Raw genomic sequence first — 26,457 nt, 5'->3', positions numbered from 1 at the left:
GTTTGATCTGATTATGTCGATTCGTCAATTTCAAGCACAGCGTATGCATGCTCCTCGTGATTTTCAATGTATTGAAAATAACCCAATTTGTGTAGAAATTGGGGCTGGAAAGGGCAAACATGCCTTGCTCTTTTCTGAACAGCACCCTGAACTGAAATTGATTGCGATAGAAAGAACCCGTGAAAAATATATTGCCATGCAAAAACAGCATCAGTTGGAAGCTCAAACAAATTTAACCCCTATTCATGCTGATGCATTACCGTGGGTGGTGCATGCACTTTATCCCAATCAGGTACAACAGTTTTTTATTCTATATCCAAATCCAGAACCGCATAATCCTGCGCAACGCTGGTTAAATATGCCTTTTTTTGAATTTCTGATTTCCAGATTATCTCCAAATGGCAGCATCACTTTAGCCAGTAATATTCCTGAATATATTGCTGAAGCAGAACAGCAACTAAAAGATGTTTGGAAGCTGCCTTATGAAAAACAAACGATTGCATCAGATTCCGCACGTACGCATTTTGAAATTAAATATTTAGAACGTGGTGAATTGTGTCAGCAATTGATTATTGCTAAACCTGAGCATTATCAAACTCGTTTTGATGAGGTCGGACCACGTCAGGGTAAAAGTGTTGAAAACATATCAGAGCCGTCTGATGCCAATTAAGAAAATTGCCATTATTGGGGCAGGACCAGCAGGTTTAATGGCTGCAGATGTTTTAAGTCAATCTACAACTGATTATGAAGTTCATGTTTTTGAACAGAAACCTTCTGCTGCTCGTAAATTTTTGATGGCTGGAAAGACGGGGCTAAATATTTCCCATGCAGAAGTATTTGAACAATTTATTCAACGTTATGATCATGTGGAATGGTTAAGACCTTGGGTTGAAAAGTGGGATGCGAGATGGATTCAAAATTGGATGCATGGTTTAGGGATTGAATCCTATGTGGGCAGTTCAGGACGAATTTTTCCTGTAGAAATGAAGGCCGCGCCTTTGTTACGTGCTTGGTTAAAGCAGTTGGCAGCACAGCACGTTCAATTTCATTATCGTCATCAAATAATAGATTTAAAGCAGCAACAACTCGAAATTCTTGATCTCAGGAACAATCAAGCACAGCTTTTGAATTTTGATGCGATTATTCTGGCTTGTGGTGCTGTGTCATGGTCACGTTTAGGTAGTGATGGTGCATGGCAAAAGTGGTTGCCTGCTTCTGAAATTGAAGCGTTTCAAGCGAGCAATGCCGGTGTGGTTCGGGCATGGTCGAATTATATGCAACCTGTCTTTGGTCAGCCTCTTAAACGTGTAGACGCTTGGGTGGGAAATTCTGCGAAGACACAAGGTGATATTGTAATTACCCATTATGGGCTAGAAAGTGGTCTCATCTATAAGCAGGGGCGATTATTACGTCAGTTGGTACAGCATAATCAACCGATGTCGATTTATTTAGACTTGTTACCTGATCAAACTGTTCAACAGCTTACACAGAAATTACAGCCGTCCAAAAAGCAATCCAGTACCAATATCTGGCGAAAAGCAGGGTTAGATGCTGCCAAGGCCAATCTGATTCGTGAATTGGTAGATAAATCAGTGTGGAACACTCCTGAAAAACTCGCACACCAGATTAAGCATTTAAAAATTGAGCTTCAGGGATTTCGTCCGATTGAAGAAGCGATCAGTTGTGCTGGTGGTGTAAAGCAAGCCGTATTAACACAGCATTTACAACTAAAATCTAATCCCCATGTATTTTGTTGTGGTGAAATGCTGGACTGGGATGCCCCGACAGGAGGATATTTATTGACTGCGTGTTTTGCGACAGGGCGTGCTGCGGGTGAGGGTGTACATCAATATCTCAATAGATGAGATTAGGCAAAAAAAATGATGGTGTTTTGATTAAAAACGCGACTTTTATGCTAGTTTGATGCTATTGCCAATAGCCTTTGAAATAGGGGGATTTTCTCAATGTCTGCTGAAAAAATATATACAGGAAGTTGTTTGTGTGACGGTATTCACTATGAGATTCATGGTGAAATTGGAGAGGTGATCGAGTGTCATTGCCAACGTTGTCGTAAAGCCAATGGCACAGCATTTGCGACCAATGCGCCAATTCAAAAAGCAGATTTTAAAATTACCAAAGGTGAGGAATTACTGAAAAAATTTGCATCGACAGCAACAACAACACGTTGTTTCTGCCAAGAATGTGGCTCACCGATCATCAGTATTAAAGCAGAGACACCAGATACCTATCGTTTAAGAATTGGAACTTTAGATACAGCTTTAGAACAGAAGCCAACAATGCATATTTTTACTGCTTATAAAGCAGAGTGGGATACGATTTGTGACGGTTTACCTCAATATGATGAGCGTCCATAATCGTGTAGAAAGGGATCGAATAGATCCCTGACTTGATTGTGTTGTTGTTATTTTGCAGTTAAAGCATCGCCTTCAAATTTGATGCCATTCCAACCATTTTGCATAAATTGGCGAATGTTCTGATGGTCTGTTGCATCAGGTGTTGCCAAAACAGCAGCATAATGTTCTGCAAATAGATTTAGCGTTTGTTGTTGATCTAAATCATTTAATTGTGCAAAAGAAAAAACTTTGGCACTGCCTTGGTTCTCTGTGGCAGCATTATGCTGTTGACCATTTTGGAATGCAGTCGGGGTGTGGGTATAACGAGCTTCAATATGATTGATGACATCTGCAAATTTTGCATCGCCTGCTTGAAGTTGTTTCAATAATTCTTGAGCCATGATGTGAAAATTCCGTGTTAAATCGTGCCAATATCATAGCCTATGGTTAAATAATTCAGTAATGCTATTTTATATTTTGAGATGGGCCATTCTTTAACCATATTTGCTAAAATAACAGCATCGAAATCCATAAAAATAGGTCGGTATGAATCGTCATAATATTAAAAATCAAGATTCAAACTTTATTTTGAGCCTGATCGGTCTTTTTGCTGAACGCCCATTATTATTAAAACTACGCCGTATCTTGATGCGTTTTATTCCTTTCCTACAGTTACAAAGTCAGGTCAAGAATATTGTGTATTTGTCGTGGTTGGTGAATATAGATCAAGTTCGTTCACGCTATCCACAGCCTATTCAGTTATGGGAAAAGCAAGGGAAAACGATTTTTACCATACTGACATATCAGCATGAACATTTTGGTTTTTCTTTTTTAGGTCCATTACGCAAATTGATGCCATCACCGAAACAAAGCAATTGGCGCTTTTATATTGCCCCTACACAACAGGATAAAACGGTGATTTTCGAGCAAGTTGTGATTGACCAGCAACTTTATGTTTTGAGTGGGCGTTTGGCAAGTGATGCGATGCCAGCACAATATGCAAAGAAATTTGTTCATCAAGTCTCTGAACAGCTGATTCAAACAGAACTCGAACTTGATCCAGTTTATCAATTATCCAGCACGGTTCAAATCAATACAGATCCGCGCTTGCCTGAGGCGTGGCAAAATTTATTCTCTTCATGGGATGAGGCCATTCAATATCTGGCTGAACAAGACCATGCATGGGTAGAATGGGTCGATCAACCTGAAAAACTATCACAAGGGGATATTGAAATGCCTTTTGATTTTAGTCAGGTTCTGCCTGCGCAAGTGCTTAATATTGCTTGCCCCTTGCTACAACAATGGGGTGTTCGTGAACAAGATGTATTTGCCTTTGTTGTGCCAACTTTGGACTTTTATGTCAGAAATGAGTTGCCACTTAAATTAGATCGTTAAGCTTCTCCATGTTAATCTGTGGATAACTATCCGCTTATACACAAGCTGCTTATAAACAAGCTGAGCTGTAAAAAATCGGATGGTGGCTAAATGCGTTTTTTAAAAAGTTTTAAGGATATCTAAACATGAATTGGCTATTGGTCGCATGCGGTGGGGCAATTGGTGCAAGTTTACGTTATGGTGCAGGGTTTATTATTTCTAAACCACATAGCCTATTCCCTTGGACAACATGGTCGATCAATATCTTGGGCTGTTTCTTGGCTGGGATTTTTTTTGCTTTTACCCAGCGCTATCCTATTTTACAGCATGAAACTCGATTATTTTTAATGGTTGGAATCCTCGGTGGTTTTACAACTTTTTCCAGTTTTGGTCTGGAAACATTCCAGCTGATTCGGCAGGGACAGTTTTCAATAGCTTTGGCTTATACTGTTTCTAGTGTGATCGTTGGTGTGATCTGTTTAGCAATTGGCTTTTATATTTTTCAAATGCTTTTATCCACAAAATAATGTGCAATATTCAAAATGAAAAAGCCTAAGCTGAGGGAAGCTTAGGCTTAGACACAACATACAGTTCAATTAACGTTTAAAACGGGCAAAGCGCTTATTGAAGTTGGCAATACGACCTTCATTGCTTGCCTGACGAATTTCACCTGTATAGAAAGGATGTGAAGCACTGGATATATCGAGTGTGACATAAGGATATTGTGTGCCTTCATATTCTTTGGTGTTTGTTGTCTTGATGGTGCTACCAATAACAAAGTATGCATTGGCATTGGTGTCATGAAATAACACTTGACGATATTCTGGGTGGATACCTTGGCGCATGGTTTTAACCTCTAATTATTTAAACATGGTGTAATGTTATAATATTACATTTAACTTGTAAAGTACCTCATTTGATGCGTATTAATGTTGTATATCGAACTTGGAAAAAAGTGAGATAAAAAAGAAGCCTAAGCAGGAGGATCTGGCTTAGACTTCAAATATAAGTTTAATGTAAAGTTTTATCCTTAAAATTAGATGAAGTGCATAACGAAATTTTTTAAAATGAATGCATTGATCATGTCACTTTTAAATGAATTGGATGCAATCGACTTCAATAAAAAACATCAATACAACTTAGTCTTGTAAAGGCACCAGCTCTTCAAAGAGATCTTTTAAATTATCATTGACTTTAAGTTGAATCAGATTCCAGTATTGTCCTGAAATCGTACGATTTACCATTAAAGTATCTGGCGATGGTTTGAATACATCCCAATACTTCAATGATTTTTTCACCAGTTTGATGCCATCATGATGTGCTGAATTTTCAGCAAAATCATAATGTGTAGTCAGCGGTCGTAATAAAATTTCAAGCCATGCCTCATACAATTCTACGGGAAACTTACCTTTTTCAGCTAACGCATCTAAAACCGTTAAATGCTCTTCAATTGTCACAATATCTTGTTTTCGTGCAGCTCTGACCAAGGCTTTGAAATGAGTAATGATTTCATTGGATAAGGTTTTTACACCGCCAAAGTCGTAAATGATCACACTGCCATCTTCACGGAAAGCAAAGTTGCCAGGATGAGGGTCGCAATGGAAACGTTTTAAGAAGAAAATTTGTTGACCCAATGCCAAGATTAAGCGGCGACCAATTTCATTGCGCACAGATAAATCCCAAGTACTTGCAGTTTCAATACTTTCACCTTTTTCAAGGCTTAGGGTTAAGATGCGACGACTCGAATAGTCTGTAAACACTTTGGGAATAATGATTTTTGTGTCCAAAGCTTGATGGAATGTTCTAAAAACTTGCAAGTTTTGTGCCTCAATTTCGTAATTGAGTTCTTCATGTAAGCTGTCTTGAATCTCTTTAAATAAGCGATCTTGTAATTTTTTATCTACTTTTAAAACACCCATTAAGCGTAATGCCAAACGAACCTGTTTTAAGTCACTTTCACAAGCTTCATCTACCCCAGGATATTGTACTTTGACCACAACTTCAGTGCCATTTTTTAACATGGCTTTGTGGACTTGACCAATAGATGCTGCTGCGAAGGGTTGTTCATCAAAATGCAGAAAGGTTTGATCAATCGGTTTGCCTAGCTCGCGTTCTACTTGTTGTTTAATTTCAGCAAATGGCATTGCAGGCGCTTGACGTTGCAATTTAGCAATTGCCCGTGCGACTTCAGGTGGAAAGATATCTTTATATTGCGAGGCGATTTGACCAACTTTCATCACAGCACCTTTCATTTCTCCTAAGGTATCTGCAATTTGAACACCAATATCTTGGAACAGCTTACTGCGCGCTTCATTTTTTTGTTCTTCATCCGCATTAAAGTTACGAATTGAATTTGATACCGTTTTCGTCGCGATACTTGCAGTCATACTCGCAAGTTTCATAAAGCGGCGACCTGGGGTACTGGTACTTTTCGACATTCGTAACCATCCTTTAATTGGGATTAGACGTTTAATTCATTTTGATCATAGGCGACTATTGTTAAACTGCCTACTCTAATTTGTTAAGCGTTTGTTTCTACTTGGCTATTTTTAATCTTAAAATACCCAGCACGCTATCGGTTTCTTCTCAGGAGTTTTGGATTAAAATATTCTTCAATATTTTAATCGTTGTTGGATCATGAAAGTTTATCGTTATTTAACTGGTAAGGATGATGTGAATTTCTGTGCACGGGTCAGTAAAGCTTTAAATGACGGCTATGAGTTATATGGTTCTCCGACGATGACATTTAATGGGACTGATGTCATTGTCGGGCAAGCCATTGTAAAAGAGGTTGGCAATGAATCTGAGATGTCTGAAAAGTTTCAGCAAGCCTATCAGCTTCAATCTGAGTAAAATAAAGGACACTTATAAAAAATAATGCTGTATTTAAACAGCATTATTTTTAGGTAAACGCGTTAAATATAAACGTTTCTAATTTAAGCCTGACTCAACCTTTTATTGTTCATATACAGACGCGTTAATAATAAAACACAGGCAATGGTCAGTCCGATAATCAGTCCTGTCCATACCCCAGCGGCGCCCATATCGGTATAGCGTGCTAAATAAATTCCAACAGGGAAAGCGATGATCCAGTAGGCCAGCATGGTGATCCACATTGGGCCTTTGGTATCTTGCATTCCACGTAAACAACCCGCAGCACTGACTTGCCATGCATCCATAAGTTGGTAGCCAATCGCAAATAAAATTAAATATATTGCTGCTTGGGAAACATCATAGTCACTGGTATAAACGGACACAATTTGAGGGCGTAGAATTAACAGGAGTAACATGGTGATAAAGGCAAATAAGGTACTGGTCATTAATCCAACTTTCTGGACTTTACGCATCGCATACCAATTCTTTTCGCCAAAATAAGTCCCTGTACGAATGGTCAGCGCTAAAGCCAATGACATCGGAATCATAAACAATTGTGATGTTATGGATAAGGCAATTTGATGTGCTGCAACGGTAACTTCACCAAGCGGACTGAGTACAATTGCACCTGTACTGAAAATACTGACCTCAAAGAAAATCGCCAAACCAATTGGTAATCCCAGTTTGAGGATACGTTTAATCAGTACGCGGTCTATTTTCTCAAACATATTTAAGGGTTGTGTGGCTTGGTAGCGTTTGGCTTTTAAAATATAGATGCTAATCGTGATGAACATGATCCACTGCAACAAGGCTGTTGCAAAACCACAGCCGGCACTTCCCAAGTGTGGAATAGGCCCAATTCCATACATAAAAATAAAGTTCAGCGGAATTTGTACCACAAGCGCAACAAGGCTAATCACTGTGACAGGACGAGGGTAGCCTAAAGCTTCTGAATAGCCCCGCAATGTTGAATACATGGTAAAAGCAGGCATCCCAAAAGCAATCGCATGTAAGAACAAGCTGGCTTTAGGTAATAAAGATTCAGGCACACCAACCAAAGGCAACAATAAAGGAATGATCTGTAAAACCAGCATGCCAATAATACCCAGCAATAAGGCAACCCATAAAGACTGACGAACAATCGAAGGGATGTTTTCTGGGGTGCGTGCGCCGTTGGCTTCTGCCACTAAAGGCGTGGTTGCGATCATGATGCCACTAAACAGCAGCATGACAGGAATCCATAAACCTACACCAACAGCAATTGCGGCAAGATCTTCGGGAGACATATGCCCAGCCATAATGGTATCAATCAATCCAAAGCCTGCTGCAGCAAACTGAGTGATTAAAATTGGGAGCATTAAGTTAAAAAGTTGCTTTAATTCAAAGCGGGTAGTTGTGGCTTTTATCGATGCAGACACAGTAAATACTCGTTTTAAATGTGCTTAGAAAATAGATTGGTTAGCGTTGTAGAGTGAGAAGCACACCTATAAAAATCACCACGCCACCTAAAAGACGTTGCCAGTTTACTGGCGTTTTATCTGTACCCAGTAGTCCAAATTGGTCAACGATCATCGACATTGCAATTTGTCCAAAAATGATTAAGCCTGACAGGGTTAAAAAACCCAGTTTCGGTGCAGTATAAATGCTCATACTGATTGCATAAACACCTAAGCAGCCACCTAGCCAAAGATACCAAGGTATCACCGCTAAACTTGAAAGGGTTGGTCTCTGTTCAGCTTGCACAATCACCAAAATAGCGAGCAATAGTGTACCAACTAAAAAGGATAAAAGGGCAGCTTGTAATGGAGAATGCAGATATTCGCGCAATTGAGTATTGATAGCGGTTTGAAAGGTCATGGCAATGCCAATACCCATGGTGAGTGGTAAAAGGAACAATAATTGACTCGATAATTTCAGCATTCTTCTTCATCTACTTTTATTGTTAATGTTCAGTCTAAAGCAAATTCATGACTTGTTCTAATCGGATGGTAGAAGTCATGTTAAAATAATCACTCTCTAAACTTGTTCTGAGCCTTCTTTGACTGATTTAACACCTCAAAATATACCTTTGTCGCTTTATATCCATATGCCGTGGTGTGTCCGTAAGTGTCCGTATTGTGACTTTAACTCACATGCTGTACCCGATGGAAAGCTGTCTTTAGATTTAGAGCAAGAATATTTATTGGCACTGGTTGAAGATTTTAAAACCCAAGTAGATTTTGCTCAGGGACGTAAAATTCATAGTGTGTTTATTGGTGGTGGAACACCGTCATTGATTTCCGCACAAGGTTATCAGTGGCTTTTTACCCAGTTAAAAGCTTTAGTCCCGTTTGAGCAGGATTGTGAAATTACTTTGGAAGCCAATCCAGGGACGGTTGAACATGATCCTTTTGCAGATTATTTAGATGTTGGAATTAATCGTTTATCGCTTGGGGTACAAAGTTTTAATCCTGATCATTTAACAAAGCTGGGGCGTATCCATTCCAATGATGATGCTGTTTCTGCCATTCAACATGCCAAACAAGCGGGTTTTCAACGGGTTAACGTAGATTTGATGCATGGTTTGCCAGAACAGACTTTAGAACAAGCCTTATATGACTTAAGACTTGCCGTCGAAAATGGGGCAACCCATATTTCATGGTATCAATTGACCATTGAACCGAATACGGTTTTTTTCCGCACTCAACCTATTTTGCCTGTAGATGATGTTTTGGAAACCATTCAAGAACAGGGTGAGCAATATTTAAAGGCCAATGGCTTTATCAATTATGAAGTGTCTGCATGGCGTAAAGAAAAACCGTCATCGCATAATTTAAATTATTGGCAATTTGGCGATTATTTAGCGATTGGGGCGGGAGCACATGGCAAAATTACCCAAGCTGATGGCGTATACCGTTTTCAAAAAACCCGTTTGCCTAAAGACTACTTAGCCAAAGTGCCTGCTGAACATTTGCAATTTAAACGTATTGAAAAACAAGACATGCCTTTTGAATTTATGATGAATGCTTTACGTTTAAATGAGGGTGTTCATGCCCAAATATATCTTGAACGTACAGGATTGAATTTGTCTGATTTAGATCAGGTGATTGGTTCATTAAAACAGCGTAAATTGATGTTGAATGATGACACACAGTTGGCATGTACAGCGCAAGGTCATGTATTTTTAAATTCTGTGCTGGAAGAGTTTCTATAAATCTACAGCACAACAATTTAGCTTTTGTTATGATCTGACTTAAAACAATAATCTATTAAAAGTTAAGGTCATCACAATGAATAAGTTTCTAATCAGTATGTTATTTGCTGTGGCAAGCCTATCGCTGGCATATGCAAAAAACGTTGTCCCTCAATTTAGCGACTATCCTGTTAAAGCTGTGTATACAGGCAAGACCGCGAAACTTGATCTTGCAGATCCAAGTGCCAATATGTTTCGCACTCGACTAAGAGATGCATTAACACAAAAAACAGATTTTGCCGGTGAATATGTCACCACCATGTGGGGCTGTGGCGGGGGATGTAGAGTCTATTCTTTTGTCAATAAACGTACGGGTCAGCTTTTAGCGGATGGCTTTGGTGGTGAGGAACGGACTGAAGATGTGATTGCAACACGTTCAAACAGCCGTCTCTTAGTCACACAAGAAGAGCATATGGATCAAAACTATGCAGTGGATCAAGTGACTACACGTTTTTATGTGCTTGAAAAAAATCGATTTAAGTTGATTAAAACCATTACTCAACCTGCATCTAAAACTCAATAGTAGGGGATGACAGAATTTTCTGTTGGCTTTTAAACAGATCAATTTTTAAAAGCATTAAAGCGATTGCTTAAGGGCATCTTTAAGTTACGGGTTTTTAAGACTGTGATTTCGATAAAAGTGAATGAATATCACTATAGTGTAGCTTGCACTGTTATATCTTAAAAACAAAAGAGCGCCGTAGTGCTCTTTTGTTTTTTCAGAAATTTTAAATTTTAGTAATCAAAACTAAAGTGTTCTGCATCAAGTGCCATCATGGTACGAGATGGATTCACCATAGACTCAGCATGACCTTGTGAACGTGGTAATAATTGTTCAAAGTAGAAATCTGCAAGTTTGATTTTTGCTTTATAGAACTCAGGAACTTCAGCACCGTTACCAGACGCTAATTTTTCAGAAGCGACTGCTGCTTGTTGTGCCCAGTAGTAAGCCATCATTGCATAACCAGAGAACATCAAGAAATCGACAGAAGCAGACGATACGATTTCACGGTCTTTACGTGCTGCAAGCATGATACGAACAGTCAAAGCATTCCATTGCGCACAGATCTTGGTTAAATCCCAGGCAAAACGACGCATATATTTGTTGCGTGCATGTTGACCACAGAATTTCAAGATTTCAGCGGTATATTCACGAACCACTTTGCCTTTAGATGAAAGCAGCACTTTACGGCCAATTAAATCCAGTGCTTGAATACCTGTTGTACCTTCGTACAAAGTCGCGATACGCGCATCACGTGCAATTTGTTCCATGCCATGCTCTTTGATATAGCCATGACCGCCAAACACTTGCATACCCAAATTCGCAGATTCAAGCCCCATTTCTGTTAAGAAACCTTTGAGAATCGGGGTATAGAAACCAAGCTTATCATCATATTCTTCAAATTTTGCTTGATCACCTTGTAACATTGCATCGGTCATTTTATCTGCAAGCTGAGCTGCGTGATAAATCATGGCACGACCGCCTTCTGCAAATGCTTTTTGAGTCAAAAGCATACGACGTACATCGGCATGGTGAATGATTGCATCAGCCACTTTATCTGGATCTTTTTTACCAGATAGAGCACGCATAGACATACGGTCTTTTGCGTATGGTAAAGCACCTTGGAATGATAATTCCGCGTGAGCAAGGCCTTGTACAGCAGTACCAATACGTGCTGTGTTCATGAACGTGAACATTGCATGTAAGCCTTTATTCACTTCACCAATCAAATAACCTGTTGCGCCATCAAAGTTCAATACTGCAGTTGCAGATGCACGAATACCCATTTTGTGTTCAATAGAACCACAAGTCACAGGATTACGTTCACCCACTGTACCTTCAGCTGTAGGGATGAATTTAGGCACAATAAATAATGAAATACCTTTGGTACCTGCTGGTGCATCTGGAAGACGCGCAAGAACGATATGGATAATGTTTTCAGTTAAATCATGTTCACCGGCAGAGATGAAGATTTTTGTCCCTGTAATTGCATAAGTACCATCAGCATTAGGTTCAGCTTTAGTTTTTACTTGACCTAAGTCTGTACCACATTGTGGTTCAGTCAAACACATTGTTCCTGACCATGTACCTGCAGTCAGGTGTGGCATATAGGTATTTTTTTGTTCGTCTGTACCAAATTGCAAAATGGTATTCATACAACCCATGCTCAAACCTGGGTACATGGTGAATGACCAGTTTGCAGTCCCCATCATTTCAGATTTGATCAGGTTTAATGACATCGGCAAACCTTGGCCACCAAACTCTTCAGGATAAGACAGACCTTGCCAGCCACCTTGAATAAATTGGTTATAGGCTTCTTTAAAACCTTTTGGTGTCGTGACTTCACCATCTTTAAAATGACAACCTTCTTCGTCGCCAGATTGATTCAGTGGAGAAAGTACATTTTCACAAAAATCTGCAGCACCTTCTAAAATCATATCGACAGTATCAGCATCGGCATTTTCGCCAATTGATAGTGTTTTATAATGTGCAGAATAGTCAAAAACTTCATTCATTAAAAAACGTATGTCACGGAGCGGCGCTTTATATGCTGGCATGTGTTTAATCCTAATTTAAAAATAGTTTTGGATTTTCAATCTATAGCTTCATTATTCATAATCATATGGGAATTACATTGATAAGACTCTCTAAAAAAATTGTCAGAAATGCGAATTTGGTAGAAAAAGCACATGTGAATTTGTTGATTTTTTGATAGTCTTGTACACTTTGTTTTTTATTGTTTCCTTGTTGTTTTTATTGTCATTATAATATTCAAGTGGGTAGAACTATCATGCATTTAAAAAAATTAACATTGTGTCTATTGGGTTTGAGTTTATCGGCATGTTCTACACATGTGATTAAAAGCAATGCTTTAAATGCAGATCAAGACGCTCCGCAACGTGCAATTCAAGGCTTTAATGCCTTGTATGAATATCCGAATTTTGATTATCGTGGACAAGTCAAGGTTCGACTTGATAGCGTTCAGAAAGCCAACGCAGCTGATACAAAGCAATTAGATCCTACAATTGAAAAAAAGGTCAATCAGTATCTAAGAGATCAAAAAATTAAATTAACCGATGCACAGAAAAAAGAACTTTATCAAGCAATTGCTAAGCAAGATTCTAAGTATTCAAATCGCTTTGTTGGTATGGGCGCAGATGTTGTACAAAATATCGTGAATGATTTACAGATTCGTTATGATGGAACTGTGAATTATCGTCAGAAAATGGCATCGTTTAACTTAGAAACGCAGTATAAAAAACCCAACCTTTCTGTGGAAATGCGTGTTCCTACAGTATTGGATCTCAATAATTATAAATTCTATACCCATATTTTTTCTTTAATGCCTTATTTGGCCAATTCACAAGATCAGAATAAATATGCCTATTATGATTTTTCTAAATACAAAGATGATATTGCCAAGGTGAATGGAAAAGCCTTGGTTGAGTTTCTTAAACAATCAGGCGCAACTTCTTATTTGATTGCTTCCCCGAATCAAATTGAAAATCTTGCGGTGAGTTCAGCTGAGAAGCAAGCAGGTATCGTCGAAAAAATCCGCTTAACTACCAGCATTGAAGAAATGTTTTTGCAAGGGCAATTGTATTCCACAGTGAATCGTCAATATTTCATGAATTCAGTGCTTGGATTGAGTCCTACAAATATTGCAAAACTCTTAGATACTGCTGGAGAAAGCCAATCAAGCGATGCTGCTAACGAGGCGGCACAAGCTGCAATGAAAGCAGTAGAAGAAGCTTCAGCGGGGATCCGTACTGATGATGCAGGTGTGGCTGATGCCGCTAGTGCCATGTATCAACTTTATAGTGCCGTCAATCGTCAATCTCATGAAGCGTCTGAAGAAGAGGTGGATGCTGTTTATGCAGATGCACAAGACGCGGCTAAAAAAACAGTTGAAGATGATGAAGACTATGCCACTAGCCAAACTTCTGATGTTGCCGATCAGGAAGATGATAACGTTGAAGCTGAGTCTGAAGACGCATCAGCAGAGCGTCAGAAAATTTTAACTGAACAACAATGTGAAGACTTAACAAAAGCAAAAGCTAATCCACGTTTTGGTGATGTGGAATATTGTCAGTATCATTATGAAATTGATGTTTTAAGTGCTGAACCAAAGGATGATGGATCTTCAGCCAGTAAAGCTTTAGAGCAGCAAAGTAATGCAGCGCTTGTCAAAACCTTTACAGGCTATGCCAAAGACCAGTTGGTTGATGCTCAACAATTTAAACAATTGTGGAATCAACATCATACTGAAGTTGAAGCCAGTTTGCCGCCTAAAAACAAACGTAATCCTTTAATCGTCGATCTGACTTTAGATAACAAAGGTCGGGCGGTAAAAGCAGATTATGATTTGGGTGTGGATTTTGATAAATTAAATCGTAAACTGAATGTTAAGATGGATATGCAATTCCTTAATTATGGAAATGCCAGCAAGATCGATCAGAGTGTTTTACAGCAAGCCAAACCATTTAAAGATATCTTTAAAGGCAGCATTATGGAGCAAGCTGTAGGCGGTATTGCGGGTGTTTCAGGTGATACAGGCAGTCGTTCAGAACAAAAATACTTAACTTTAGATGAGCGTTTAGCACAGTTGGCTGAACAAGTTTATGCACAAACGGGTTTATATGAAAAAACCTATAAAGCCGTATTTATTGCCAAACTGACTGCAGAAAAACCTGAGCTAATTAAACAATACTCTGCTCAAGATTTACAGGAAATTGCAGCGATTTATGCATATTCTTATTCTGATGAAGAGATTTACAATCCGAAAGGTCAAGCTTTAAAACAGATCCAAGCTTTACAGAAAAAGCATCATTTGGAAGATGACCACCAATATGATGATGGGCTTGGAAATGCTGTTGATGAGATCGTGGCTAAAGTCTGGAAAGATAAACAAAGTGTTTTAGAAATTCAGAATTTAGTCAAAAAATACAAAACCACTGAAGCCGTTTTTGCGCAATATTATATGCAGAAGTTTGAAGCGGAAAATGAGATTGAAAAAGGGCAACGTGCAGACTTTATCAAAACAGCGAAGATTTTAGCCAAGTCTTATACTGCGTTTAAACGCAATAAATTTAACGATCAAGTTGTTGCTGGCTTAGATCAAGACGCGACTGAATTTATTGATTATGATTTATTTAAGCAAACCTATCAGATCTTGAGTGATGCCAAGTTAAAGTAATTGATCTTGGTGTTGTTAAAAAGAACCTCAATTGAGGTTCTTTTTTATGGATTTTTTGAAACAAAGATATATCTATGATTAAAGAAAATCTTTTAAATTCGGACGGACCCCATTCCAAATATAAAACGCTTCTATGGCTTGCCCAACCAACATCCCGAAGCCTTCTGAGCTTGGAATCTGGCGCGCTTTGGCTTGATCGATAAAGCTTGAAGGTTTGCCATAGGCCATTTCATAAGCATGGTGAAAGGTTAAGGTTTCAGGAAGAATCAGTGCATCACCCGTTAAGCTTGCCGAAGTCGCATTGATAACAAGATCAAATTGCCCATCTAATTCATCTAGGCTACAAGCGGAAAGTTCTGCTTCAGGAACAGCGCTTTGTAAATCTGCCACCAATTGTTCCGCACGTGAACGGGTACGGTTGGCAATCACAATCTTTTTAGCTCCGGCTTTTACCAGAGGGTAAACCACACCGCGAGTTGCACCGCCTGCACCAATAATCAAAATATCTGCGTTGTCTAAAGTCCAGTCTAGCGCTTTAATCGCATCGACTAAACCTTGTCCATCCGTATTGTCACCATGCAATACCCCGTTTTCCATCCAAAGCGTATTGACTGCCTTGGCGATTTTTGCACGTTCTGTTAGTTGTTGGCATAAGGCAAAAGCTTGTTCTTTAAATGGCACAGTAACATTCATACCTACACCATTGTGAGCAAAGAATTCAGTTACACTTGTGGTAAAGCCATCGAGTGGAGCAAGACGTTTTACATAGTTGAGATCAATACCAGTCTTTTCTGCAAAGGCATGGTGTAGTTCAGGTGAACGAGAGTGTTCAATCGGATTTCCAATGACTGCGAAAAGTTTACTCATGCCAAATGTCCAAGTATTGATTGTGTTGATTTTTAGAGAATGTCGACAATATACGTGAAAATGGATGACACAACCAAATTATATGCGGTTTAGCTTATGCTAAAATTTGAATAAATTGATGATTTAGAGCGTTTTTTTAATCGCGCTAAAGCTTGTTTTTAAGAGGAAGGTTTTGAGGGAAATGTTGTGCTTCAAAAATGATGCTTTATGGATTGCAAACTGACTCTAAGAAATCAAGAAAAATCATAGCAAAAACAACGAGAAAACCAGCAGATAAAACAACACTAGAAGTAATTGAGATACTGTCAGAAAGAAGGTCTTTGGAAATGATGGTGGTTGAAATGGAGCATGCTAATAAAAATAAAATACTGAATGAAAGACTAACCTTGTGATTTTCTAATAAATTCCTCATACCTACCTCTGGTTTCTACTGCTATAATATTCTTTAAACGCTAAGACTTTTTTCAAAAAAATTAAGGAAATTTTAAGGTTGGTATCTTAGCTCAAGTTTGAGCATATATTAAATTAAAAAAGTATTCTTATCGTGAATTATTCTCATTTTAATTGTGAGTAAATCTTTCAAGCGTTATTTTCTCAGAAGTATTCAGCGGTTTAAGTGAAAAAGCTATCTTGAATGAAAGATAGCTTTTTAAACGATGAAGCATAAATGGCGGGAGATTATTTTAATATCGACAACCAGTCTTTAGGCTTTAAATAATGATCAGTGAGGCATTTTTCTGGGCTATTTTCATCCCATTCTGGGCGATAAGACCAAGCTGCAAGCGGTGGCATGCTGACCAGAATAGATTCAATTCGACCACCAGTTTGTAAGCCAAATAAAGTCCCGCGATCATAAACCAAATTATATTCAACATAGCGACCACGACGATACAGTTGGAAGTCTCGTTGGGCTTGTGTAAATGATTTATCCTGATTTCTTTGGAAAATAGGCAAAATAGCATTTAAATAACCATTAGCGACCGCTTGGATATATTCAAAGCATTTTTCAAAATCCCATTGATTTAAATCATCAAAAAACAAACCCCCAATACCACGTTGTTCATCACGATGTTTTAAATAGAAATAATCATCACACCATTGTTTATGTTCCGCATAAATTTCTTCACCAAACGGTGCGCACAGATCAAATGCTGTTTGGTGCCAAGATAAAACGTCTTCATCATTTGGGTAAAAAGGCGTGAGATCAAAACCACCACCAAACCACCAAATTGGTGCTTGTCCTTCAGGTTCTGCAACAAATAGCCGTACATTGGCGTGAGATGTTGGAACATTGGGATTTGTTGGATGAATGACCAAAGAAACACCCAAGGCTTGTGCTTTGGCTCCAGCAATTGCTGGATGTCGTTCTGTTGCTGAAGCTGGCAGTTTGGAAATGTTGATGTGAGAAAACATCACCCCGCCTTTTTCGATCACAGTACCATTCTGTAGAACACGTGAACGACCACCACCGCCTTCAGGGCGTTGCCAGTCATCAATTTCAAATGTTGCAGTGCCGTGGCCTAATTTTTCTTGTTGCTCTAGGGCAGAGCAGATTCGAGCTTGTAAATCTGTTAGGAAATCACGAACACGTTGAATATCTGCAGAAGTCGGGTTTTGCATGATCATCCTCAAAGGAGAATTGAAAAATTTTCTACATCAAAACATAAAACGCTAAAAAAACAAAACCAAGTCATCATAAAGGCATGTTTTGAACTTGGTGTGAATGAATCGAATGAGCCTGAAAAATCTTTGGATATCGCGGATACACGCTAGGGAATCCCGAGCAATTCGCTAGGTTGAAATCTATCTTTAAGCTCAGCACAATGTATTGAGGATAAATTCAATTTTTGGGTTTATTTCATTTTGAATGTTAATTGCGTATCGAGCAGTGAATATGAGTTGTTCCTTGATTCAAAAATACAATGTTGCTGGACCCCGTTATACCAGTTATCCAACGGTTCCATATTGGGAGGAGGCATCATTTTCGCTGCAACAATGGAAACAGACCTTAAAGCGCTCTTTTGATGAGTCTAATCACGTTGAAGGCATCAGTCTTTATATTCATTTACCATTTTGTGAAAGTCTATGTACATTTTGCGGATGCCATAAAAAAGTCACGAAACGGCATGATGTTGAACAACCCTATATTCAAGCCGTTTTAAAAGAATGGGACTTATATTGTCAGTTGTTAGCAGACAGACCCATCATTAAAGAAATCCATTTGGGTGGTGGAACACCAACATTTTTTTCAGTTAAGCATTTACAACAATTAATTCAGGGTATTTTAGCCAAAGCCAATATTGCGGCTGGTTATGAATTTAGTTTTGAAGGGCATCCTAATAATACCACGCGAGAACACTTACAAGCCTTGTATGAGCTCGGTTTTCGCCGTGTCAGCTATGGGGTGCAAGACTATAATGAGACTGTTCAGAAGGCCATTCATCGTGTCCAGCCCTTTGAAAATGTAGAAAGAGTGACGCAATGGGCACGTGACATTGGCTATACATCGATTTCCCATGATCTGGTTTTTGGTTTGCCATTTCAAAATTTAGCAGATGTGTTGCATACCATTGATTTGACTAATACGTTAATGCCAGATCGCTTGGCTTTTTATAGTTATGCGCATGTGCCTTGGATTAAGGGCAATGGACAGCGTGGGTTTAAAGATCATGATGTGCCCAAAGATGGAATGAAGCGAACCCTGTATGAAGAAGGGAAAAAGCAACTTTTAGCCCATGGTTATCATGAGATTGGGATGGATCATTTTGCTTTAGATCGAGATGAGATGTATCAAGCATTTCATGCAGGTACTTTGCATCGTAATTTTATGGGCTATACCTCATCAAAAACACAAGTCATGATCGGATTGGGCCTCTCTTCAATCAGTGATAGTTGGTATAGCTTTGCACAGAATGAAAAAAATTTAGATGCCTATTACAGCTCTCTTGAAAATGATGAAATTCCTGTGGTGAAAGGGCATGTGCTAAGTGTCGAAGATTTAAAGATTCGTCAGCATATTTTGAATTTGATGTGTACCTTTCAAACCTCTTGGTCAGATCAAACGATGGATTTTGCTGAGCGTGGTGATGTGATTCAACAGCTTGTTGAAATGCAGCATGATGGTTTATTGAACATTGAAGCGGATCGGATTGTGATCACGGAGCAAGGGAAGCCTTTTGTCCGTAATATTTGTATGGCGTTTGATTTGCATTTAAAGCGTAGAAAGCCTGAAACGCAAATTTTCTCGATGACGATTTGATTATATTTTACAAAATATTGTATTTAAAAATTTAGATGAAGAAGTGTAGATGATTCCTTTCTTTTCAGGGATGAAAAGAAACAAAAATCCTTTGTTGGGCAAAGGGGACTCCTGTCACCCTTGCCCAACGGCGACATCCCTGTCGCCATCCGCGATAGCAAAACCTTTCTTGATGTTTTATTTATAAAAATTAGTGAATTAATAAGAGAGGTTATGGTTTTACTGATTTCTTTTGTTCAATTAACTTATTAATGACTTCACCATATACCCAAGTATTTAAAATACCATCTGAGCTTTCTAGGCCAATAATATCTAAAAATTTTTCATAGCTAACAGCAACTTGTTCTCTATCATCTGTATCTAGGCTGTATGGGTCAATTTGATTGATGCCATCAGCAAGAGTTTTAAGTAATTGTTTTTTAGAGGGCGGTGTATGACTCTCATAAAGTTTAATAAAAGCTTGACTTGTATCGGCTATATTTTGATTGAGTTTTTGCTTTAATTGAGGATTTTTGATTCCCGTATATAAAAAATTATCGGGCAAGAAATGGTCTTGTTGTTGAAACTGTCTTAATTGTTGAATGGTTGCAGATTGGGTTTTTGAATCAGATGCCTGACAATATGTGCTGAGTAAAAGGAGACTGATTGCAAATAAGGTTGAGCTTAATTTCATTAGTTCAGTCTCCTATTATTTAACTTAGTGATTATTTAAAAATCATCTTTCTCATACATATGTGACATACGATCATGTTTGGTTTTTAAATAATCTTCATTGAACTTATTTAAGCCCACTGTCAACGGTACACGGTCTAATACATCAATACCTAAATCTGTTAAAGCTTTTAATTTTAATGGATTGTTGGTAATTAGCCTGACTTGTTTAACCTGTAAATGATCGAGCATGATGCTACACATATCATATTTACGTGCATCAGCAGGTAGGTTTAACAATAAATTTGCATCAACGGTATCATGCCCTTGATCTTGCAAAGCATAAGCACGGATTTTATTGGTCAAACCAATACCACGACCTTCTTGGCGCAAATATAAAATCACACCTTGGCCTGCATCATTCATCATTTTCATGGTGTTGTGCAATTGAGGGCCACAGTCACATTTTAATGAACCAAAGGCATCGCCAGTTAAACATTCTGAATGAATACGAACTAAAACGGGGTTTGTAGGCGCGATTTCTAAACCCTTAGAAAGAGCAACATGCTCTTCACCTGTTTGTGGATCTTGAAATACAGAAATTTTAAAATCACCATAAGCAGTGGGTAATTTTGAAGTGGCAACAAACTCTATTGACACAGAATCTTCCATCTATTTGTTTAGAAATTGGCTAAAGTATAGCGTAATGCTTGGACATTGGTAGGTTTGTAAAGCATGTTTTTATAGATAACATTGCTATAAAAATTTCTTTTTTGTATAAAGCACACGATAATAGTTGATATATAGATAGATTATTCATGATAATTGACACCAAGAGCACACTTGCTGACTTGGAAGTTCCAATGACGCATCATTATAAATGTGGCTGATTGAATGTGATATCATTGGTTCTCACAATCATGCTAACCCGTTTACCTAGCTAGATTTGCCAGGCTTTAGAAGGCTTTGCCACATATGTTGTATACCGAAATACCTAGTCATCGTCCTGTTACGCCTTTGTTGAATGAAATTAATCATCCTCAACAATTACGTCAGTTTGAGCAAAGCCAATTGCCGCAGGTCGCAGACGAATTGCGTCAATTTATTTTGTATGCTGCTGGACAAAGTGGCGGGCATTTTGGTGCAAACCTTGGCGTTATAGAATTAACAGTCGCCTTACACTATTGTTTTGAAACTCCACGAGATCGTTTAGTTTGGGATGTGGGCCATCAGGCGTATCCACATAAAGTCCTTACAGGACGCCGTGAGCAATTGATGACCATCCGTTCTAAAGATGGATTGGCGGCTTTTCCAGCACGGGATGAATCTGAATTTGACACTTTTGGTGTAGGACATTCATCGACTGCAATTTCTGCTGGCTTGGGTATGGCTTTGGCACGTCGTTATCAAAAAGACCCTTGTGAAGTTGTTGCCATCGTTGGTGATGGTGCGATGACTGCTGGAATGGCATTTGAAGCCATGAATGATGCAGTGGCGCATAATGCTGATTTGATGGTGGTGCTCAATGACAATGATATGTCGATTTCATGTAGCACGGGTGGTTTTGCAAAGCATTTAGCTGCAATTTGGGAACAAGGGCAATTCATCAATATTGATGAAGATGGGCAAGCTTTTGTACAGGATTGCCCTGAATGGAACTACAACTCTCGTTTACATCAATCTGCGACTGATGCTGCGGATAATCTATTTAAAGCGATTGGTTTTGATTATTTTGGCCCATTTGATGGTCATGATGTGGAGCAATTGGTACAAGTCTTTAATGCGCTGAAAAAGCGTAAAGGGCCACGCCTGATCCATGTCTATACCGTGAAAGGTAAGGGGTTTGCACCTGCTGAAGCGGATCAAATTAAATATCATGCGATTGGCAAAATTAATGCATCAGCAACTAAAAATGTAGCGCCAAAATATTCAGATGTATTTGGGCAATGGCTTTGTGATGAAGCTGCACAAGACGACAGATTACTCGCAATTACGCCTGCCATGTGTGAAGGCTCAGGCATGGTACAGTTTGCTAAACAATTTCCAGAGCGTTACTTTGATGTTGCAATTGCAGAACAGCATGCCGTGACATTAGCTGCGGGTATGGCATGTGAAGGATTGAAGCCAGTTGTGGCGATTTATTCAACCTTCCTGCAACGCGGTTATGACCAATTGATTCATGATGTCGCTTTACAAAATCTTGATGTGACCTTTGGTATTGATCGTGCAGGTTTAGTCGGCGAAGATGGTCCTACGCATGCTGGTGCGTATGATTATGCTTATATGCGTACCGTACCCAATATGGTGATCATGGCGCCAAAAGACGAAAACGAATGTCGTCAAATGTTGCATACAGCATATCTATACAAAGGCCCAACTGCAGTACGTTATCCACGCGGTAATGGTTTAGGTGTAGAAATTCAACAACAGTTGATTGAGCTGGAAATTGGTAAAGCTGAAGTATTGTTAGAACTCAATACTGAACACGAAGAAGGTATCACGATTTTGGCCTTTGGTAGTCGAGTTCAACCTGCGCTTGAATCAGCAAAACAACTGGCACGAAAGTTGGATATTGCAATTCGTGTGATCAATATGCGTTTTGTGAAACCATTGGATGAACAGATTATTCGTGATTTGGCAGACAAAACTCACTTATTTGTAACTGTTGAAGAACATGCTGTAATGGCGGGTGCAGGTAGTGCGGTAAATGAGTTCTTGGCACAGGCGCAAATTGTGAAGCCAATTTTAAACCTAGGTTTACCTGATGAATTCCTCGCACAAGCAAGCCATTCTGAAATGCTCCAAGACTGTGGTTTAGATGTAAAAGGTATTCAAAACTCGATTGAACAGGCTTGGTTAAAGCTGGTACAACACGTTTAACCTCATGTAAAAGTTAAAGTTGTAAAATTTTAGCAACAAAATTTCCCAAAAAGCGCCGATATTTGCTAAAATGTCGGCGCTTTTATGCATTATTCTTTATCAGTATCTTCAAATTTGTAGTGGGTGTTCAATGGAACCTATGGTGGTGATGGCTGCGCGTGCGGCTCAGTTAGTTGGTCAAGAGCTTTTAAAAGCGCATCAAAATCGTCATAAACTCGATCTACAAGTCGAAGAAAAAGGTATTGATGGTCCAGTAACTCGTGTAGATCGTTATATCGAGCAGTTGACTATTGATACGCTTCGTAAAAGTTATAAAAATCACAGCTTCCTTGGTGAAGAGTTTGGGCTACAAGAAGGTAAAGGTCACGATGCTGATTGGTGTTGGGTGATTGATCCTCTTGATGGTACTTTAAACTTTATCAATGCTTTCCCACATTTCTGTGTATCTATTGCAGTTCAACATAAAGGTGTAACTCAACACGGTGTTATCTATGACCCTGTGAAAGATGAGCTATTCTCTGCAAGCCGTGGTCGTGGCGCAATGTTGAATCAACGTCGTATTCGTGTGAATGTTAAAGACAGTCTTGAAAATACCTTTATGGGTGTAGGTCATGCTTACCGCGCTAAACGTAATGGTGAGATTGTTTCTTATGCGAAAAACCATTTTGAATCATTATTAAATGTAACTGAAGCTGGCGCACAATATCGTCGTGCGGGTTCTGCTGCATTGGACTTGGCTTATGTTGCAGCTGGTCGTTTAGATGGTTATTTTGAACTCGGTTTAAAACCTTGGGATATCGCAGCAGGCGAACTTATGGTGAAAGAAGCGGGTGGTACAGTCGTTGATGCTCGTGGTGGTTCAGATTCTATGGAAAATGGTCAAGTGATTGCTTGTTCTATGAAAATGTTAAAACCATTGATGCAAGCTGTTGTTCCTGCTTGGGGTGAAGCTGCGAAGTAATTTATACTTGTGTAGATTGAGTTTTAAAAAGCCTTCATCTTTATGAGGGCTTTTTTATGCGTTGCGATTTAATGCGATACTATTAATACGGAATGTCGTTGTTAAAACTTTCGTGATTGCAAGACCTAGCGAATAGTACTTATATAAAAATAATACGACTTATTGGGGGACGCTAAGAGTGCATATCATTGGCAATCCAATACGATTATTCTAGGCGAGTTTACCGTGGAGTGTTTAGCGGTAGCTGTAGCAGATATTTTGAGGATGAAAGTTTAGCTGTAGATCAAGTTTTTTATTTAATTCCTGATGATAATGAATGACTTAATACAATACAGGAAAAAACAATAAAACTTCGTGACATTATTATAAATTCTGCTATACTCTGCGCACGCACTAAATTTCGTTCATTACCTGAACATTTCTCTTCTATATTGTGTATGCGCGTCCGGTCCAAAGAGAGGACAATATTTCGCGCCCCACCCAATCGCTTAAGCGATTCCTTCAGGTTGCGGCTGTTATCAAATGTGCGTTATACGCATCGTCGTTCTCGGATCGCCGCTGATTCTATATTTTCAGCGATTATTGCTGTGCCGCTTTTTGCCGATGTCCATCAGACCATATATTAATGGAGCACCCACATTAGGGTGAATATCTCTATGAGCAAAACTTTTGCTGAATTTTCATTAGACGAGTCGCTACAGAAAGCACTCGAGAGTCTTGGTTTTACTACGCCGACTCCTGTTCAAGAACTATCTATTCCAGCGGCTTTAGAAGGAAAAGACCTTCTAGTATCAAGCCAAACTGGTTCTGGTAAAACTGCTGCATTCTTACTCCCTACGTTAAACGCTTTAGCTGGTCAAGATACTTTTGTACCATTTAAAGATCGTATGAAAGCAGTAACTCAACCAAATATCTTGGTGATTTCACCTACTCGTGAACTTGCACAACAAGTATGTCAAGATGCGATTGCATTTGTACGCCATATGAAAGGTGTACGTGTTGCAGCAATCATGGGTGGTATGCCTTTTGGTAAGCAAATCCAACAATTAAAAGGTGCACAAGTTGTTGTTGCGACTCCAGGTCGTTTACTTGATCTTGTAAACCGTCGTCAAATTAAACTTGATTTAGTTGATGCTTTAATCGTCGATGAAGCTGACCGTATGCTTGACTTAGGTTTCTCTGAAGACCTAGAAGCAATCAGCGATTTAGCTTTAAATCGTAAACAAACATTAATGTTCTCTGCAACATTTGCACCACGTATCATTAATCTTGCTGAACGCATGATGAACGAACCTGAACGTATTGCAATTGAAACAGGTCATTCTACAAATACTGATATTACCCAAACTTTACATTGGACTGATGGCTTTGAGCATAAGAAAAAATTGCTTACGCATTGGTTAAATGAAGAAGACGTAGATCAAGCAGTTGTATTTGCTTCAACTCAAGAAGATACAGATATGCTTGCTGAAGAGCTTGCAGAAGCTGGTCTTTCAGTTGTTGCGCTTCATGGTGCTATGCCACAAACTGTACGTAACCGTCGTTTACGCAGTATCCGTGAAGGTCGTGCAAAAATTCTTGTTGCTACAGACGTAGCTGCTCGTGGTCTTGACGTACCAACAATCTCTCACGTAATTAACTTCGGTCTTCCAATGAAGAATGAAGATTATGTGCATCGTATTGGTCGTACAGGTCGTGCGGGTCGTACTGGTAAAGCAATCACTTTAGCAACTTACCGTGAACGCGGTAAGATCCGTGCTTTAGAAGATTATTTAGAAGCGCGTTTAAGTGTTTCTGAAATCGAAGGTTTAGAGCCATCTCCACCTCCAGCTCGCGGTAGTCGTGATGGTGGCGGTCGTGGTCGTAGTAACGGTGGTGGTCGTCGTGAAGGCGGTCGTGGCGGTTTTGGCGGTGGTCGTCGTTTTGAAGGTGAATCAAACTTCAAACGTCGTGAAGGCGGTGATGATCGTCCACGTCGTAGCTTCGATGACAAACCACGTGGTGATCGTCCATCTTATGGTGATGACCGTCCTAAGCGTGATTTTGGTGATCGTCCACCACGCCGTGAAGGTGGTTTCGGTGATCGTCCACAACGTTCATTCGGTGGTGAAGACCGTCCTAAGCGTGATTTTGGTGATCGTCCACCACGTCGTGAAGGTGGCTTCGGTGACCGTCCACAACGTTCATTCGGTGGCGAAGATCGTCCTAAGCGTGATTTCAACTCTGATCGTCCACGTCGTGAAGGCGGTTTTAACGATAAACCTCGTTTTAACTCGAATGATGACAACCGTGGTAACAGCGTAGATTACAAACCACGTCGTGAAGGCAGTTTTGCTGATCGTCCTAAGCGTGATTTTGGTGATCGTCCACCACGTCGTGAAGGTGGTTTTGGTGACCGTCCACAACGTTCTTTCGGTGATGATCGTCCTAAGCGTTCATTCGGTGGTGAAGACCGTCCGAAGCGTGAATTTAATTCAGATCGTCCTAAACGTGCGTTTGGCGGTGAAGATCGTCCTAAGCGTGAATTTGGTGGTGAAGACCGTCCAAAACGTGAATTCAATGCAGACCGTCCGCGTCGCAAATTCAACGATTAATTAGATATTTTTAATAAAAAACCAGCCTGAAGGCTGGTTTTTTATTGCAAGTTAAAAAGTATTTGGTAGAATAAAGTGTGACATAGTTCAATTTATTTAATAAAACAGTTAGACTTAACTTATGAAAAATTGAATCTAATAAAGTTGATGATTTCTTTGAGGTAATTATGTTATATATGTTCTCACTTTTATTGATCTCAAATGTTGGGTACT

The 26,457-nt window shown here is 39.3% G+C and carries 24 protein-coding genes; 14 read left to right on the top strand and 10 right to left on the bottom strand.

What is annotated here, in order from left to right; all coding sequences use genetic code 11:
• Window positions 1-7: 7 nt before the first annotated feature.
• The 3 genes from FY049_RS10880 (at window position 8) to FY049_RS10870 (ending at window position 2,375) form a co-directional block, all read left to right on the top strand.
• Window positions 8-670: an SAM-dependent methyltransferase gene (locus FY049_RS10880; protein ID WP_333664876.1), complete on the top strand. Its 663-nt coding sequence runs from the start codon at window positions 8-10 to the stop codon at window positions 668-670.
• A complete protein-coding gene (locus tag FY049_RS10875) occupies window positions 660-1,865 on the top strand; it encodes a TIGR03862 family flavoprotein (protein WP_224965550.1) in 1,206 nt (401 codons plus the stop codon). The genes FY049_RS10880 and FY049_RS10875 overlap by 11 nt, the downstream gene beginning before the upstream one ends.
• A gap of 99 nt (window positions 1,866-1,964) precedes the next feature.
• Window positions 1,965-2,375 carry a GFA family protein gene (locus FY049_RS10870; RefSeq protein WP_004725587.1) on the top strand — a complete coding sequence of 137 codons (411 nt, stop codon included), beginning with the start codon at window positions 1,965-1,967 and terminating at the stop codon, window positions 2,373-2,375.
• A 47-nt stretch (window positions 2,376-2,422) separates the two neighbouring features.
• Here the strand turns inward: FY049_RS10870 and FY049_RS10865 are convergent, their stop codons facing one another.
• Window positions 2,423-2,755 carry a HopJ type III effector protein gene (locus FY049_RS10865; protein WP_056512141.1) on the bottom strand — a complete coding sequence of 111 codons (333 nt, stop codon included), beginning with the start codon at window positions 2,753-2,755 and terminating at the stop codon, window positions 2,423-2,425.
• Window positions 2,756-2,900: 145 nt separating this feature from the next.
• Here FY049_RS10865 and FY049_RS10860 point away from each other — a divergent pair, with 145 nt between their 5' ends.
• The gene (locus FY049_RS10860; protein ID WP_224964343.1) at window positions 2,901-3,749 is read left to right on the top strand and encodes a DUF2071 domain-containing protein; all 849 of its coding nucleotides are present in this window, start codon (window positions 2,901-2,903) and stop codon (window positions 3,747-3,749) included.
• Between the two features lie 125 nt (window positions 3,750-3,874).
• Complete coding sequence (gene crcB, locus FY049_RS10855) at window positions 3,875-4,255, top strand: fluoride efflux transporter CrcB (protein ID WP_446083709.1); 381 nt, start codon at window positions 3,875-3,877, stop codon at window positions 4,253-4,255.
• A gap of 69 nt (window positions 4,256-4,324) precedes the next feature.
• On the opposite strand, the gene FY049_RS10850 is transcribed toward crcB, so the two are convergent.
• Window positions 4,325-4,573 (bottom strand): type B 50S ribosomal protein L31, encoded by a 249-nt coding sequence (locus tag FY049_RS10850; protein WP_004816804.1) that lies wholly within the window; start codon window positions 4,571-4,573, stop codon window positions 4,325-4,327.
• A 294-nt stretch (window positions 4,574-4,867) separates the two neighbouring features.
• Window positions 4,868-6,166, bottom strand: a complete 1,299-nt coding sequence (locus FY049_RS10845) for an ABC1 kinase family protein (RefSeq protein ID WP_004725597.1) — start codon at window positions 6,164-6,166, stop codon at window positions 4,868-4,870.
• Window positions 6,167-6,365: 199 nt separating this feature from the next.
• On the opposite strand from FY049_RS10845, the gene FY049_RS10840 reads away from it, so the two are divergent.
• Window positions 6,366-6,581, top strand: coding sequence for a DUF1737 domain-containing protein (locus FY049_RS10840; RefSeq protein ID WP_034616427.1), 216 nt, complete (start codon window positions 6,366-6,368; stop codon window positions 6,579-6,581).
• Between the two features lie 83 nt (window positions 6,582-6,664).
• On the opposite strand, the gene FY049_RS10835 is transcribed toward FY049_RS10840, so the two are convergent.
• Both FY049_RS10835 and FY049_RS10830 read right to left on the bottom strand, forming a co-directional pair.
• Window positions 6,665-8,020: an MATE family efflux transporter gene (locus tag FY049_RS10835; protein ID WP_166781771.1), complete on the bottom strand. Its 1,356-nt coding sequence runs from the start codon at window positions 8,018-8,020 to the stop codon at window positions 6,665-6,667.
• A gap of 40 nt (window positions 8,021-8,060) precedes the next feature.
• Window positions 8,061-8,522 carry a DMT family transporter gene (locus FY049_RS10830; RefSeq protein ID WP_004725603.1) on the bottom strand — a complete coding sequence of 154 codons (462 nt, stop codon included), beginning with the start codon at window positions 8,520-8,522 and terminating at the stop codon, window positions 8,061-8,063.
• A 118-nt stretch (window positions 8,523-8,640) separates the two neighbouring features.
• Here FY049_RS10830 and hemW point away from each other — a divergent pair, with 118 nt between their 5' ends.
• Window positions 8,641-9,795 (top strand): radical SAM family heme chaperone HemW, encoded by a 1,155-nt coding sequence (gene hemW / locus FY049_RS10825; protein ID WP_446083708.1) that lies wholly within the window; start codon window positions 8,641-8,643, stop codon window positions 9,793-9,795.
• A gap of 76 nt (window positions 9,796-9,871) precedes the next feature.
• Window positions 9,872-10,357, top strand: coding sequence for a hypothetical protein (locus tag FY049_RS10820; protein WP_262781795.1), 486 nt, complete (start codon window positions 9,872-9,874; stop codon window positions 10,355-10,357).
• Between the two features lie 212 nt (window positions 10,358-10,569).
• Here FY049_RS10820 and FY049_RS10815 read toward each other — a convergent pair whose 3' ends face one another.
• Window positions 10,570-12,393 carry an acyl-CoA dehydrogenase C-terminal domain-containing protein gene (locus FY049_RS10815; protein WP_004725609.1) on the bottom strand — a complete coding sequence of 608 codons (1,824 nt, stop codon included), beginning with the start codon at window positions 12,391-12,393 and terminating at the stop codon, window positions 10,570-10,572.
• Between the two features lie 233 nt (window positions 12,394-12,626).
• On the opposite strand from FY049_RS10815, the gene FY049_RS10810 reads away from it, so the two are divergent.
• Complete coding sequence (locus FY049_RS10810; protein WP_419279457.1) at window positions 12,627-15,032, top strand: hypothetical protein; 2,406 nt, start codon at window positions 12,627-12,629, stop codon at window positions 15,030-15,032.
• A gap of 78 nt (window positions 15,033-15,110) precedes the next feature.
• Here the strand turns inward: FY049_RS10810 and aroE are convergent, their stop codons facing one another.
• Entirely contained in the window at window positions 15,111-15,899 is a 789-nt protein-coding gene (aroE, locus tag FY049_RS10805; protein WP_105714591.1) for a shikimate dehydrogenase, read from the bottom strand.
• 197 nt (window positions 15,900-16,096) lie between these two features.
• Here aroE and FY049_RS10800 point away from each other — a divergent pair, with 197 nt between their 5' ends.
• Window positions 16,097-16,291, top strand: a complete 195-nt coding sequence (locus tag FY049_RS10800) for a hypothetical protein (RefSeq protein WP_035371912.1) — start codon at window positions 16,097-16,099, stop codon at window positions 16,289-16,291.
• A 286-nt stretch (window positions 16,292-16,577) separates the two neighbouring features.
• Here FY049_RS10800 and hemF read toward each other — a convergent pair whose 3' ends face one another.
• Window positions 16,578-17,519, bottom strand: coding sequence for an oxygen-dependent coproporphyrinogen oxidase (gene hemF / locus FY049_RS10795; RefSeq protein WP_105714590.1), 942 nt, complete (start codon window positions 17,517-17,519; stop codon window positions 16,578-16,580).
• Window positions 17,520-17,793: 274 nt separating this feature from the next.
• Here hemF and hemN point away from each other — a divergent pair, with 274 nt between their 5' ends.
• A complete protein-coding gene (gene hemN, locus FY049_RS10790) occupies window positions 17,794-19,158 on the top strand; it encodes an oxygen-independent coproporphyrinogen III oxidase (protein WP_327857809.1) in 1,365 nt (454 codons plus the stop codon).
• 211 nt (window positions 19,159-19,369) lie between these two features.
• Here hemN and FY049_RS10785 read toward each other — a convergent pair whose 3' ends face one another.
• Together FY049_RS10785 and ribA are read right to left on the bottom strand one after the other, a co-directional pair.
• A complete protein-coding gene (locus FY049_RS10785) occupies window positions 19,370-19,831 on the bottom strand; it encodes a DUF4844 domain-containing protein (protein WP_239044806.1) in 462 nt (153 codons plus the stop codon).
• Window positions 19,832-19,866: 35 nt separating this feature from the next.
• Window positions 19,867-20,469 carry a GTP cyclohydrolase II gene (ribA, locus tag FY049_RS10780; RefSeq protein ID WP_016539373.1) on the bottom strand — a complete coding sequence of 201 codons (603 nt, stop codon included), beginning with the start codon at window positions 20,467-20,469 and terminating at the stop codon, window positions 19,867-19,869.
• Window positions 20,470-20,784: 315 nt separating this feature from the next.
• Here ribA and dxs point away from each other — a divergent pair, with 315 nt between their 5' ends.
• From dxs to FY049_RS10765, 3 genes are all read left to right on the top strand, one after another.
• Window positions 20,785-22,689 carry a 1-deoxy-D-xylulose-5-phosphate synthase gene (gene dxs / locus FY049_RS10775; RefSeq protein ID WP_446083707.1) on the top strand — a complete coding sequence of 635 codons (1,905 nt, stop codon included), beginning with the start codon at window positions 20,785-20,787 and terminating at the stop codon, window positions 22,687-22,689.
• A gap of 130 nt (window positions 22,690-22,819) precedes the next feature.
• The gene (locus FY049_RS10770; protein WP_004725624.1) at window positions 22,820-23,650 is read left to right on the top strand and encodes an inositol monophosphatase family protein; all 831 of its coding nucleotides are present in this window, start codon (window positions 22,820-22,822) and stop codon (window positions 23,648-23,650) included.
• A gap of 656 nt (window positions 23,651-24,306) precedes the next feature.
• On the top strand, window positions 24,307-26,244 hold the full coding sequence (locus FY049_RS10765) for a DEAD/DEAH box helicase (protein WP_244014199.1): 1,938 nt from the start codon (window positions 24,307-24,309) through the stop codon (window positions 26,242-26,244).
• The last annotated feature ends 213 nt before the right edge of the window (window positions 26,245-26,457 follow it).

It is taken from the genome of Acinetobacter sp. 1125_18A (assembly GCF_052824985.1).
The sequence above is the reverse complement of the archived record's forward strand: the minus strand, read 5'-3'. Positions and strand labels throughout refer to the sequence as shown.

Excerpts from the sequence above, each read along its gene's own strand:
- FY049_RS10875 (WP_224965550.1), top strand. The coding sequence starts at position 660 with ATGCCAATTAAGAAAATTGCCATTATTGGGGCAGGACCAGCAGGTTTA.
- FY049_RS10870 (WP_004725587.1), top strand. The coding sequence starts at position 1,965 with ATGTCTGCTGAAAAAATATATACAGGAAGTTGTTTGTGTGACGGTATT.
- FY049_RS10865 (WP_056512141.1), bottom strand. The coding sequence starts at position 2,755 with ATGGCTCAAGAATTATTGAAACAACTTCAAGCAGGCGATGCAAAATTT.
- FY049_RS10860 (WP_224964343.1), top strand. The coding sequence starts at position 2,901 with ATGAATCGTCATAATATTAAAAATCAAGATTCAAACTTTATTTTGAGC.
- crcB (WP_446083709.1), top strand. The coding sequence starts at position 3,875 with ATGAATTGGCTATTGGTCGCATGCGGTGGGGCAATTGGTGCAAGTTTA.
- FY049_RS10850 (WP_004816804.1), bottom strand. The coding sequence starts at position 4,573 with ATGCGCCAAGGTATCCACCCAGAATATCGTCAAGTGTTATTTCATGAC.
- FY049_RS10845 (WP_004725597.1), bottom strand. The coding sequence starts at position 6,166 with ATGTCGAAAAGTACCAGTACCCCAGGTCGCCGCTTTATGAAACTTGCG.
- FY049_RS10840 (WP_034616427.1), top strand. The coding sequence starts at position 6,366 with ATGAAAGTTTATCGTTATTTAACTGGTAAGGATGATGTGAATTTCTGT.
- FY049_RS10830 (WP_004725603.1), bottom strand. The coding sequence starts at position 8,522 with ATGCTGAAATTATCGAGTCAATTATTGTTCCTTTTACCACTCACCATG.
- FY049_RS10820 (WP_262781795.1), top strand. The coding sequence starts at position 9,872 with ATGAATAAGTTTCTAATCAGTATGTTATTTGCTGTGGCAAGCCTATCG.
- FY049_RS10815 (WP_004725609.1), bottom strand. The coding sequence starts at position 12,393 with ATGCCAGCATATAAAGCGCCGCTCCGTGACATACGTTTTTTAATGAAT.
- FY049_RS10810 (WP_419279457.1), top strand. The coding sequence starts at position 12,627 with ATGCATTTAAAAAAATTAACATTGTGTCTATTGGGTTTGAGTTTATCG.
- aroE (WP_105714591.1), bottom strand. The coding sequence starts at position 15,899 with ATGAGTAAACTTTTCGCAGTCATTGGAAATCCGATTGAACACTCTCGT.
- FY049_RS10800 (WP_035371912.1), top strand. The coding sequence starts at position 16,097 with ATGATGCTTTATGGATTGCAAACTGACTCTAAGAAATCAAGAAAAATC.
- hemF (WP_105714590.1), bottom strand. The coding sequence starts at position 17,519 with ATGCAAAACCCGACTTCTGCAGATATTCAACGTGTTCGTGATTTCCTA.
- hemN (WP_327857809.1), top strand. The coding sequence starts at position 17,794 with ATGAGTTGTTCCTTGATTCAAAAATACAATGTTGCTGGACCCCGTTAT.
- FY049_RS10785 (WP_239044806.1), bottom strand. The coding sequence starts at position 19,831 with ATGAAATTAAGCTCAACCTTATTTGCAATCAGTCTCCTTTTACTCAGC.
- dxs (WP_446083707.1), top strand. The coding sequence starts at position 20,785 with ATGTTGTATACCGAAATACCTAGTCATCGTCCTGTTACGCCTTTGTTG.
- FY049_RS10770 (WP_004725624.1), top strand. The coding sequence starts at position 22,820 with ATGGAACCTATGGTGGTGATGGCTGCGCGTGCGGCTCAGTTAGTTGGT.
- FY049_RS10765 (WP_244014199.1), top strand. The coding sequence starts at position 24,307 with ATGAGCAAAACTTTTGCTGAATTTTCATTAGACGAGTCGCTACAGAAA.